We start from the raw sequence: 12,099 nt of genomic DNA, 5'->3' as shown, positions 1-12,099 counted from the left end.
GTTCATTGGTTAATAGTCCATAGCATAATCGTTCATTAGTCAATAGCTAATTGGTTAATAGCCTAATCGTTCAATAGGCATTGCGTTGTTCATGCATCATTAATTTATAGGCTCCCTTTGATTATTGTTTTTTGGTTATTATTTCTTGTACATGCATCATTGACTTAAAGTCTCTCCTCTGATTATTGGTAATTGATTATTCTGCTACTACCAACACAAATGAACCAATGACGAATGAACTAATAAACAACCGCCAGCCCAAATGAACTAATGACGAATGAACCAATGAACAATTAATCCCTGCCACTCCAATAAGGAATGCATTCTAATCTCATTCTAATACCGTTCTTATTTCGCTGTAATCATATCGGGCTAAACTTGTATAAATATTTAATTCATTTAAAAAATGATAAAGCCATGAAAACAGTTTTAGTACCTACCGATTTTAAATTAGGAAGCATTAACATTATCGATGCGCTTGTTCAGAACCAGCGTAACGAAACCCTGAATATCATTTTTGTGCACGCTTTTAAATTATCAGATTCGATAACCGATATGCTGATGCTAAGCCGCCGTAGTCGCGATTATGAAAACATTAGCGATGAATTTTACCAGCAATTAGACCAGGTTAAAGCAAAATATACTAATCAAATTAATGCTATAGGCCTTGAATATTTTTACGGAAGCACTGTTGCCGCCTTTAAAAATTTCATCGAAGCTTTTGATGTAGACTGCATTGCCTACTTAGATGGCTACAATTTTACCCCCATCAACAAATATAGCATCGATCCGAAAATTTTAACCGGCCGAGCCGGATGCCCGGTAATGCAGTTAACATCAAGCAGTGTGCTGGCTACAGAAAATTTAATCGATACCAAGATTCAGGAAACGCAGTTGCAGGAAGCAAGTGCTTAATCAAAAATTATTTATAAAAAATTATCATATGCTGTTACGAAATAATATTCCGCTCACTTATATATTCGGGAAGATCAAGAAAGAACTTCTGTTTGTTATAGGCTACTCAATAGGTATTGTAGTGCTATACGAAAACTTCCACGTTACGCGTATATCCATTCCAGTTGCAGTACCGGCATTATTGGGAACCATCATTTCCCTGTTATTGGCATTTCGTTCCAATCAGGCTTACGATAGATGGTGGGAGGCCAGAATCCTATGGGGGGCCATAGTTAACGATTCGAGATCAATCTCCCGCCAGATATTGTCTTTCGTAGAGAATCCTTATGGCTCCGATGAGATTGAAGCCTTTAAAGAAAAATTTATCAAAAGACAAATTGCCTGGTGTTATGCTTTAAGCCAATCGTTAAGAGGATTTAACGCCCGAAAAGGATTGGAAGAATACCTCAGTGCCGAGGAAATGGCCTTTATTAAAAAGCGTAAAAATGTAACCACTTCTATATTAGAGTTGCATGCTATGGACCTTAAAAAAGCTTTACAGGAAGGCTGGATAAATAAATACCAGCAAATAGAGATCGATAAAACCATTACGGCCTTATGTAACCACATGGGCGGTTCGGAAAGGATCAAAAACACGGTTTTTCCGGTTACCTATAGCAAATACATCAATATGTCTATCCATTTATTTATTGTATTGCTTCCTTTTGGTTTGATTGAATACTTCGGATATATGGAGGTACCTCTGGTTGTAGCTATTGCCGCGTTTTTCCTTTTGGTAGAAAAGATGGCCGTACACCTTCAGGATCCCTTCGAAAATAAACCGACTGATACACCTACCACCACTATTTGCCGGAACATTGAACGCGATCTGTGCCAAATGCTGGATGACAATAAAATATACGAGGATAAACCTCAAACAGAACTGGCTCCTGTAGGATCGTACTACATTTTGTAGGGCCAGTCGATAAAGAAAATCGTTTGATAGCGGTTAGTTAAGTACTATGGTTTGTTGCTTGGATGAGGAGCAGCTATAGTTAAGTGTACAAATAATAAAAGCCATTCGAAATTTTTGAATGGCTTTTTTTTGCGTCTTTATCCTGAGCTGTAAATAGCCTTGTCGATCCTGAGGAATAATCTAAGGTATATAAATCTATATGAATGAGCGCCTCTGAGCTCGTTATTTCGAGCGGAGTGCAACGAAGTCGAGAATCACGAAGTGCTCAGCGAAGCTAAATCTGTCTCCATAGATTTCTCCGTTCCGCCACCGGTGAAAAACCGGCTGGCTTCAGTCGAAATGACGACTCTTCTATTGGTTTTGTCAAGTAGCCTCTCGAAGGGCTGTTAAAACAAATACAGTATAGAAGGCAGTAAACAAAAAACCCTCTCCAGGATTTAACTTGAAGAGGGTAAATTATATTGCTTTCAGCTTTAGGCTTTAAGCTTAAAACTCACTTAAGCATCAATCTTCGCATATTTCGCATTACGCTCAATAAACTCTCTACGTGGTGCAACTTCATCGCCCATTAACATAGAGAAAGTGTGATCGCACTCTGCAGCACTTTCAATTGTAGCCTGTAATAAAGTACGCGTTGCCGGATTTAAAGTAGTATCCCACAACTGCTCGGCGTTCATCTCCCCCAAACCTTTGTAACGTTGAATGTGTACGCTTTCTTCCTTACCTGCACCTTTTAAACGTTGTACAGCCGCATCGCGTTGTACGTCATTCCAGCAATATTCGAAATCTTTACCTTTTTTAACCTGATAAAGTGGTGGCGATGCAATGTAAACATAACCAGCTTCGATTAATGCACGCATGTAACGGTAGAAGAATGTTAAAATCAGGGTCGTAATGTGCGAACCGTCAATATCAGCATCCGTCATGATTACGATTTTGTGGTAACGCAGTTTCGTTAAGTTTAAAGCCTTATCATCTTCCGGTGTACCAATGCTCACCCCAATTGCGGTAAACATATTTTTAATCTCGTCGTTCTCGTAAATCTTGTGCTCCATCGCTTTCTCTACGTTCAGAATCTTACCCTTTAAAGGTAAAATAGCCTGAATGTTTCTATCGCGACCTTGCTTAGCGGTACCACCCGCCGAGTCACCCTCTACCAGATAGATTTCACATCTTTCCGGATCACTGTCAGAGCAATCGGCCAGTTTACCCGGTAAACCCGAACCGCCCATTACGCTCTTCCGCTGCACCATTTCGCGGGCTTTACGTGCCGCAGCACGCGCAGTAGCAGCTAAGATTACCTTGTTGATAATCATTTTGGCTTCTTTCGGATTTTCTTCCAGATAGTTACCCAATGCCTCACCTACAGCCACATCTACCGAACCCATTACCTCACTGTTACCCAGTTTGGTTTTAGTTTGTCCTTCAAACTGAGGTTCTTGTACTTTTACCGAAACTACTGCGGTTAAACCTTCTCTAAAGTCATCGCCGGTAATTTCCATTTTTACGTTCTTTAACAAACCTTCTTTATCGGCATAGTTTTTTAAAGTACGGGTTAAACCTCTACGAAAACCTGCAATGTGGGTACCACCTTCGTGCGTATTAATGTTGTTTACGTAAGAGTGTACATTTTCAGAGTAACTGTCGTTATACTGGAAAGCCAGCTCAACCGGAATACCGTTTTTAATACCTTCAATATAAATTGGCTCAGCCAGGATTGAAGTGCGTGTACCATCTAAAAAGGCAACAAACTCTTTCAAACCACCTTCCGAGTGGAAAGTTTCTGAGAAGAAACTGCCATCTGCTAAAGTTTCACGCTCATCTGTTAAGGTAAGCTTAATGCCTTTATTTAAGAAAGCCAGCTCGCGCAAACGGCCAGCTAAAGTATCGTATTTATACTCTGTAGTTTGGGTAAAGATAGTTGCATCCGGAGTAAAAGTTACAATCGTACCACGCTTATCGGTAGTTCCAACTTCTTTCACGTCGTATTGCGGAACACCAATTTTATACTCCTGCATCCAGATTTTACCTTCGCGGTGCACCTCTGCTTTTAAATCGGTAGATAATGCGTTAACGCAACTTACCCCCACACCGTGTAAACCACCAGAAACTTTGTAAGTATCTTTATCAAATTTACCACCCGCGTGTAAAACCGTCATTACGATTTCAAGCGCCGATTTATTTTCTTTAGTATTAATTCCGGTCGGGATACCACGGCCGTTATCTTCAACCCTGATCGAGTTTCCTTGTAAAATCCTAACGTCGATTGTATCTGCATGACCGGCCAAAGCCTCATCAATAGAGTTATCTACAACCTCGTAAACCAAATGGTGTAATCCTTTAACACCGGTATCACCTATATACATCGAAGGGCGCTTACGCACCGCTTCTAAACCTTCTAAAACCTGTATATTATCTGCCGAATAATTTGACTTTAAATCCTGTTCTTCGCTCATATATTAATTAAAAACTATAAGTATCAAAAATACGGAAATTTTGGCAATTAAGCTAATATGTGGATAAGTTTTGGGAGAGATGTGAGCCCTTAAAGGCCAAAGCAAAAAGCTGTTAGGCATCGTTTAAATAAGGTTATGAAAAGCAAATCCTGTGTTTCAATTCAGCGTTAATCCCGCCTTACATTACAAGTCGCGACGAAGAATCGGGCGCTTTCCATTTCATCCGATCGCTATCCGATAGGGTTGAATTTTCAAAGCTTGTGGTTCTTTTATTGGTTGTACACCTGCTACCGCCAATTTTAAAGCTGCTTTAGCCACCTAAACCCGATATAAGCGAACACGAAGTAAATAGCTTTTTTACAGCTATTTGCGTAGTAAAGCGATTAGCGGGAAGAAGCTTTAAAATGAAAAACTGCTATTGCTTTTCAAATAATTTGCAAAGCATGACGTTTTAAGTCAGTACTGTGCAACTCTTAAATTGCATATCAAAACTAATTTATATAAGTTTGCTAAAATTTATTAAACAATAATGGAAAGAAGAACCATCAAAACCTTTGGTTTATTTGCGACAGCTGCTTTGATTACAACTTTCACAGCCTGCCAAAACAAAGAAGCTAAAACTACTGAAACAAAAAAAACAGATAATACTACCGCAGCAGTTTCTGCAAGCGAGAAAATTGTATATGTTAACTCTGATTCTTTGTTAACAAAATACGAGTATTTTAAAGATCTTAAGGTGAAATTTGAGGGTAAAACCAAAAATGCACAAGCCGATATGCAAGCTAAAGGACAAGCCTTTCAACGCGAAGTAGCCCAGTACCAGCAATCAGCACAAACGCTATCAGCAGATCAACGTAAATCTACAGAAGAGCGTTTGGCCCGTAAACAACAGGAGTTACAAACTTATCAGCAAAATGCAGGTGGTGCTTTACAAAACGAGCAAGCTGTTGAAAACGAGAAACTTTATGATAAAGTAGCTGCTTACTTAAAAGTTTATGCCAAAGAAAAAGGCTTTAAAATGGTTTTGACTTACTCAAAAGGTAACAGTGCTATTTTATTTGCCGATGAAAGCTTAGATGTAACATCAGAAGTGATTAAAGGTTTAAATGCCGAATACAGCAAAAAATAAGCATTAAAATACTGAATATGAAATGCCCCGAACAAAATCGGGGCATTTTTTTTGTACCTTAATATCACCATGGAAAATAACAGGCAACACGAAGAATTTATGCAGATGGCCATAGCGCTGTCGGTAGAGAATGTAAGTCAGCATATAGGTGGCCCTTTCGGCGCCGTGATTGTAAAGGATGGCAAATTTATTGCCGGTTCGGCCAATAAAGTAACTTCAACCAACGATCCTACTGCCCACGCGGAAGTATCGGCCATTCGTCTGGCTTGCGAAGCACTGGGCACTTTCGATTTGAGTGGCTGTGTAGTATATACCAGCTGTGAGCCTTGCCCTATGTGCTTAGGCGCCATTTACTGGGCACGCATTGAAACCATTTACTACGCCAATACCAAAGCCGATGCCGAAAACATTGGTTTCAGCGATAAATTTATTTACGAGGAGCTGGAAAAAACCATGGATAAAAGAACTTTACCCATTGTACAGCTTATGCGCGATGAAGCGCTTGAAGCTTTTAAACTTTGGGAAACCTCGCCTTTGCGAATTACCTATTAAAAGAGATCGTCATCTCGACTGGAACGTAGTGTAGAGATCTGTTATAGATTTCTCGACTGCTTTACACTCCGCTCGAAATGACGATCATTCTCGTTAATAATATCTATAAAAACACGGCCTATTTGCTTGACTCTTTTGCCGCCAATAAGCCCACCATTGCATCTATTTCTTTAACTACACCATCATCCGAACCAGAAAAGCCTACTGCTTTAAACCGGATATTTCCATCTGCATCAATGATAAATTTTGTCGGGATTCCATCTACTTTATAAGCGCTTACCACATCAAATTTCGAAGGATCTTTCGCATTCTTGGTATCGTAAAGCACATTAAAATTGTATTTCTTTTCAGCAATAAAATCGGTTACCAGTTTTTCGCGGTTATCTTCTGTTTGCCAGGTGTTTACAAACAAAAACACTACATTGGGATTGCCCGAATATTTAGCCATTGCTTTTTGCATACCCGGAAAAGAGGCTACACACGGACCACACCAGGTTGCCCAATAATCCAATATCACAATTTTACCTTTCAAACTGGCTAAACTAACCGTTTCGCCTTTTAAATTGGTTAATGAAAAGGCCGGAGCCGGGATATTGATCATTTTCTTGGTCCACTCTGCTTTCTCTTTTTCGATTGCTGCTTTTTCCAAATTGGCGATATAGGTTTCATAAGAACCTTCTTTCTTTAAAGTGGTGTAAAGCGTTTTGAAAGTAGCTTTCAAAGAGTCAGTGGCTTTTCCTTCTTTAATGATCTTTTCAGCTTCAGTATAGGCTTTATCTTTATTACCTGTTAAATTTAAATACATTACATACCGCTCGTTACCACTGGCATCGTTATAGGCTTTAGCTTTTTCCTGATAAGCCAATGCATCTTTGTTATTACCCTGATGATGCAACAATAGTGCATAGGTATCGGCATACATGGCATAAGCCCGATCGAGCGATTTTATATACTCATCTTTTGAAGAGAAATAAGACGGAACTTCATCATTTTTAGCCGCTTCTATCAAATCGAGCGATTGTTTAGAGAATTTTGCTGCTAATTCCAGGTTCTCTTTTTTCTCGGCAGATGGCCAGGCAAAAACATTGTACAAACTGGCTTTACTCTGCTTATTGGTTACTTTGCTGCTGTACAACTCAAATTTATCTAAAGCTTTAGCTTTGATACTCGAATTAGCTAAAATATTATAAATGGAGTTTAATTTTGATTCATCTGCTTTTTTAGCCGGATCGTATTGATATTTCACAATCATATCCAAAGCTTTTTTCTCCTGCTCAGCAAAATCTTTGGTGCCAAAAAGTGCATTCATATCTTGCCCGTAAGCATAATTACCTATGGGATATTTTTTAAGTATAATGGCTTTAACCGAATCAACCTGTGGCCTTTGCTTTAGCAAATTATACAAGTTTAAGGTGGTTGTCAGGTCTTCCTCCTGGGGTTCTTTTATTTTAGCCAGCTGCTGAATGTTTTCGCTAATCATTTTGCCGCCTTTTTCTTTATCGGCTTTATATGCGAGAGACAGATAAGCATATAAATTCTTCTTCTTAAGTGCTGGTTTTAGTGTAAAAGCTTGTTTATAAAGTCCTTCAGCCTTTTCAGGATCGAGTGTAAGTCCCAGGTAATAATTACCGGCTAAACCATAGAGGAAAGCTTCGTTAAGATAGGCCTCAGGCGCTACTTTCCCACCTTTTGTAAGTTCCAAAACATAACCTGCTGGTGCTTCATCTTTTTGGTCGCCAACCGAGAAAGCCAGTCCTACAACGGTTGCGCTATCGGGTGTACTAATTTCACCTTTATAAATTTCGCCATCTTTTACCAGCTCAACTTTGGCATTCTTTGGGTTTGTACCCGAGAAGAAAGTATAGCTGGTACATTTTACATCGGCCAGGTTTTCGAGATTGGTTCCTTTTGGCGTATAGGTAAACTTCACTTTGCTACCTGCAGCGGGTTGATTAACCGCAAATTTTACACCTTGTGCCTGCGCTGTCCCGGCTGCCAGCACGAGCAAAGACAAGATTTTCAATGTTTTCATAATGAAAGGTTTAGATATTGTTTCAGATAACTAAATATATCGTTTTCTATTGTTTTATTATCATTAAATTTTGTTAAATTTTAAGGAATAATTATTGCAGTATATTTTACATGACCTACGAGCAAAAAATAACGAGCGAAATGGAGTTCTGGAAGTTTAAAATCTTGCAGAAGCCATCACTTTTGAGTAAGGTAACCGATAAGGTTCAAAAGAAAATTAACAGCGTTATTCCGGATAAAGTGCATCAGGCCATTACTGCAGCCATCAAACAAATGGTTAAAGCGGTTCTTTTTGGTTCTACTTTTACAACTTCGAAGCCTGTTACCGATTTAACACTGATGCATCGGGAGGCCCTGATTAAACAAAAGATCGAAAATTACAAAAATACAGGGGCAGCAGAAGGCGGTATTACCGGCGCGGGTGGTTTTTTAATGAGTTTAGCCGATTTCCCCTTGTTACTCGGCATCAAAATGAAAATGCTTTTCGATATCGCGGCAGTTTATGGTTATGACGTAAAAGATTACCGCGAGCGCTTGTACATCCTGCACATTTTTCAACTTGCTTTTTCGAGTAAAGGAGAAAGTCAGCAGGTTTTTATTAAAATGCAGGATTGGGATAATAAGGCGCACAAACTGCCTACTAATATTGATGAATTTGACTGGCTAACCTTTCAACAACAATACCGTGATTATATTGATCTGGCCAAACTGGCCCAAATGCTCCCCTTTGTTGGGGCTGCAGTTGGCGCTGTAGCCAATTATAAGCTGATTGAAAAACTGGGCAGAACTGCCATGATGAGTTATAGAATGAGGCATTTCAGTTTACAGTATGCAATTACCAGTACGCAGGAAGAAAACCGCAAATTGAATACGGGCAAGTGAACAGAATAGCGATTCAGTTTTCAATTGGCAGTTAACAGTACGCGTGCAGAAAACTGGTAACTCAAAACTTTTAATTGCGAACTGAAAACTGGTAATTGAAAACTAACTACTCCTCTTCAAATATTCCACCCAATAAATCGTCGGTTTCCCGTCTGTCTTTTTTGGTTGGACGGCCAGTTCCTCTGTCGCGTTTTAGCGTTGGCGCATGGAAAGCCGACTTAAAAGCATGGGTTTCTTCAACGGGCGTTAAATCTTTATACTTGGTTAATGCAGTTGGCGAATCGGTTCTGTTGTACGAAAATTCTACTACTTCGATTACCTTCTTTTCAATTCCCTTCGATACCTGATAAACATCGCCGATTTTCACAATGGCCGATGCTTTAATATTCTGGCCGTTAAGCTTTACCCTACCCGCCTTACAGGCATCAGTAGCCAAACTGCGGGTTTTAAACAACCTGATGGCCCACAAATATTTATCGATCCTTAGTTTTTCTGTTTCTGACATAGAGGTACAAAAGTACGTAATTAGGTTAATTGCTGTATTGGTTAATTGTATAAACTGGTTAATCGCTATGTTGGTTAATTGTATAAATTGGTTAATCGGTTAATTGTAGGTGCTACTTCCAACAGTTAACCAATTTATACAACTAACCAGTAAACCGCCTGCATACACAGTTAACCAATTTAAACAATTAACCAGTTAACCACCTACACACAGTTAACCAATTTAAACAATTAACCAGTTAACCACCTACACACAGTTAACCGATTTAAACAATTAACCACTTAACCACCTGCATACCCAGTTAACCGCTTTAAACAATTAACCAGTTAACCAAATAACAAAACAATTTAAACAATTAGCCCTTTAATAAGCAAAAATTGATTTATTTTGCGTAAAATTTAAAAACATCATGTATTCAGATTTAAAGAAATTAATTGAAGCCGCTTGGGAGGACAGAACCCTTTTAAAATACAGCAACTATTGCGAAGCCATCGAAGCCGTAATTATGGGCTTAGATAAGGGCGAAATCCGCGTTGCTGAACCAGTTTTAAACTCCTGGGGCATTAATGAATGGGTAAAGAAAGCGGTAATTTTATATTTCCCGATTCGCGAGATGAAAGAAATTAAAAACGGCCCATTTGTTTACCACGATAAAATGGATTTAAAAACCGATTATAAAACAACTGGTGTACGTGTTGTGCCTATGGCCAGCGCACGTTACGGTTCGTTTTTAGCAAAAGGTGTAATCATGATGCCATCTTACGTTAACATTGGCGCTTATGTAGATGAAGGTACTATGGTTGATACCTGGGCTACTGTAGGTTCTTGTGCACAGATTGGTAAACGCGTTCATTTAAGTGGTGGTGTGGGTATTGGTGGTGTATTAGAGCCAGTTCAGGCTGCTCCGGTAATTATCGAAGATGATGCTTTCTTAGGTTCAAGAGCAATTGTTGTAGAAGGTGTTAAAGTAGAAAGAGAAGCTGTACTTGGTGCCAATGTGGTTTTAACTGCATCAACTAAAATTATTGATGTTACCGGCCCAACTCCGGTTGAATACAAAGGTATTGTACCAGCCCGTTCGGTAGTAATTCCAGGTAGCTACACTAAAAAATTCCCTGCTGGCGAATTTCAGGTGCCATGTGCTTTAATTATAGGTAAACGTAAAGAAAGTACAGATAAGAAAACTTCACTTAACGATGCGTTGAGAGAAAATAATGTAGCCGTTTAAGCCAAACCCTAAGGTGAAAGCTAAAAGCGAAACACAAACACAAAAAGCCGAAAGTACAGAACTTGAGCAATCAAGCTTTGAGCTTTCGGCTTTAAGCATTCCCCATAAAATTGGATTCGACGGCAAGCGCGCAGCCAATAATTTAACCGGGCTGGGCAATTACAGCCGTTCGCTGATCGAGCAGCTGGCACAGCAGTTTCCGGCAAACCAGTATTTGGTTTACACGCCCAAAGTGAAAGCGGCCAAACAGATCGATGCTTTTTTTGACCAACCAAACATCGAATTAAAACTCCCTAAAACAGGGTCGTTTTTATGGCGTAGCTTAAATATCCTTAAAGACCTTAACCAGGATGGCATTCAGATTTTTCATGGTTTAAGCCACGAAATCCCTTTAGCTATACAGCATACCCACATTAAATCGGTTGTTACCATACACGATTTAATATTTTTGCGTTTTCCACAGTATTACAAATTTATAGATCGTAAGCTTTACGAATGGAAAAGCAGATCGGCCTGCGAACGTGCCGACCGGATTATCGCCATCAGCGAAAAAACAAAAGCAGATATTGTTGATTTGTACGGTATTGACCCTGCTAAAATTTCAGTTATTTATCAAAGCTGTGATGATAGTTTCAAAAGCCCTTTTGCAAAAGAAAACCTAAGCCGCATTAGAGCCACTTACAAACTCCCAGAAAAGTTTATCCTCAGCGTAGGCACCATCGAAGCACGTAAAAACCTGAAACTAATGGTACAGGCTTTAAAAGAGGTGAACGAAGCATATAAACTGGTCGTAATTGGCAAACGTACCCCATATTTCAAAACGGTTGAACAAGAGATTGAGCAGCTTGGTTTAAAAAACAGGATTGTATTTTTACAAAACATTCCCTTTGCCGATTTACCCGGCATATACCAGATGGCTGATGTTTTTGCCTACCCCTCGTTTTACGAAGGCTTTGGCATCCCCATTATTGAAGCTTTATATTCCGCAGTGCCGGTTGTGGCAGCAACAGGTTCATGTTTAGAGGAAGCAGGTGGCCCCAACAGCCTCTATGTTTCGCCTAACGATGCAGGTGCTTTAGCCAAAGCCATCAACAGCATCATCGGATCGCCACAGCTGCAAAAAGAAATGAAAGAAAAAGGGCTGGAATTTGTTCAAAAATTCAACAGCCCTGTAGTTACTCAGCAATTAATGAATTGCTATTTAAATATGCTTAGCCTATAATAAAGCTTATCTGGCAGCTACCACATTTGGTGGATATTGGGCCAATATTTCTTTAACGCCGGTATAAAGACGTTGTTCGCGTTTACTAAAATTATCTAAATTAAAGCCGCTTCCCTGTCCGTGCCAGAATAAAATCTTTTTAGCAGGATCTAAGAAATCGATAATAATGGTGCCTTCAATGTATTGGTTTACGTAGCTTGGGCCGCCCCAGCCACCCCAACCTC

General features: G+C 39.5%; 11 protein-coding genes. 7 read left to right on the top strand and 4 right to left on the bottom strand.

Annotated elements, in window-relative coordinates:
* Positions 1 to 417: 417 nt before the first annotated feature.
* Both HWV58_RS19155 and HWV58_RS19150 read left to right on the top strand, forming a co-directional pair.
* Positions 418 to 915, top strand: coding sequence for a hypothetical protein (locus HWV58_RS19155; protein ID WP_175635635.1), 498 nt, complete (start codon positions 418 to 420; stop codon positions 913 to 915).
* 28 nt (positions 916 to 943) lie between these two features.
* Entirely contained in the window at positions 944 to 1,870 is a 927-nt protein-coding gene (locus HWV58_RS19150; RefSeq protein WP_124560709.1) for a bestrophin family protein, read from the top strand.
* A gap of 497 nt (positions 1,871 to 2,367) precedes the next feature.
* Here HWV58_RS19150 and gyrB read toward each other — a convergent pair whose 3' ends face one another.
* Entirely contained in the window at positions 2,368 to 4,326 is a 1,959-nt protein-coding gene (gyrB, locus tag HWV58_RS19145) for a DNA topoisomerase (ATP-hydrolyzing) subunit B (protein ID WP_175635634.1), read from the bottom strand.
* Positions 4,327 to 4,855: 529 nt separating this feature from the next.
* Here gyrB and HWV58_RS19140 point away from each other — a divergent pair.
* Together HWV58_RS19140 and HWV58_RS19135 are read left to right on the top strand one after the other, a co-directional pair.
* Positions 4,856 to 5,455 (top strand): OmpH family outer membrane protein, encoded by a 600-nt coding sequence (locus tag HWV58_RS19140; protein ID WP_175635633.1) that lies wholly within the window; start codon positions 4,856 to 4,858, stop codon positions 5,453 to 5,455.
* Positions 5,456 to 5,524: 69 nt separating this feature from the next.
* The gene (locus tag HWV58_RS19135; protein WP_175635632.1) at positions 5,525 to 6,007 is read left to right on the top strand and encodes a nucleoside deaminase; all 483 of its coding nucleotides are present in this window, start codon (positions 5,525 to 5,527) and stop codon (positions 6,005 to 6,007) included.
* A 118-nt stretch (positions 6,008 to 6,125) separates the two neighbouring features.
* On the opposite strand, the gene HWV58_RS19130 is transcribed toward HWV58_RS19135, so the two are convergent.
* Positions 6,126 to 8,039, bottom strand: a complete 1,914-nt coding sequence (locus HWV58_RS19130) for a TlpA family protein disulfide reductase (protein WP_175635631.1) — start codon at positions 8,037 to 8,039, stop codon at positions 6,126 to 6,128.
* A 110-nt stretch (positions 8,040 to 8,149) separates the two neighbouring features.
* Here HWV58_RS19130 and HWV58_RS19125 point away from each other — a divergent pair, with 110 nt between their 5' ends.
* Positions 8,150 to 8,920, top strand: a complete 771-nt coding sequence (locus HWV58_RS19125; RefSeq protein WP_175635630.1) for an EcsC family protein — start codon at positions 8,150 to 8,152, stop codon at positions 8,918 to 8,920.
* A 106-nt stretch (positions 8,921 to 9,026) separates the two neighbouring features.
* Here the strand turns inward: HWV58_RS19125 and HWV58_RS19120 are convergent, their stop codons facing one another.
* Positions 9,027 to 9,425 (bottom strand): RNA-binding S4 domain-containing protein, encoded by a 399-nt coding sequence (locus HWV58_RS19120; RefSeq protein ID WP_124560717.1) that lies wholly within the window; start codon positions 9,423 to 9,425, stop codon positions 9,027 to 9,029.
* A gap of 409 nt (positions 9,426 to 9,834) precedes the next feature.
* Between HWV58_RS19120 and HWV58_RS19115 the strand changes: the two genes are divergently transcribed.
* Both HWV58_RS19115 and HWV58_RS19110 read left to right on the top strand, forming a co-directional pair.
* Complete coding sequence (locus HWV58_RS19115) at positions 9,835 to 10,653, top strand: 2,3,4,5-tetrahydropyridine-2,6-dicarboxylate N-succinyltransferase (RefSeq protein ID WP_175635629.1); 819 nt, start codon at positions 9,835 to 9,837, stop codon at positions 10,651 to 10,653.
* A gap of 13 nt (positions 10,654 to 10,666) precedes the next feature.
* Entirely contained in the window at positions 10,667 to 11,875 is a 1,209-nt protein-coding gene (locus tag HWV58_RS19110; protein ID WP_175635628.1) for a glycosyltransferase family 4 protein, read from the top strand.
* A gap of 6 nt (positions 11,876 to 11,881) precedes the next feature.
* Here the strand turns inward: HWV58_RS19110 and HWV58_RS19105 are convergent.
* A partial coding sequence (locus HWV58_RS19105) for a DUF4136 domain-containing protein (RefSeq protein WP_175635627.1) occupies positions 11,882 to 12,099 on the bottom strand: 218 nt, incomplete at its 5' end.

This window comes from Pedobacter ghigonis, from assembly GCF_903166585.1.
GTDB lineage: Bacteria > Bacteroidota > Bacteroidia > Sphingobacteriales > Sphingobacteriaceae > Pedobacter > Pedobacter ghigonis.
The sequence above is the reverse complement of the archived record's forward strand: the minus strand, read 5'-3'. Positions and strand labels throughout refer to the sequence as shown.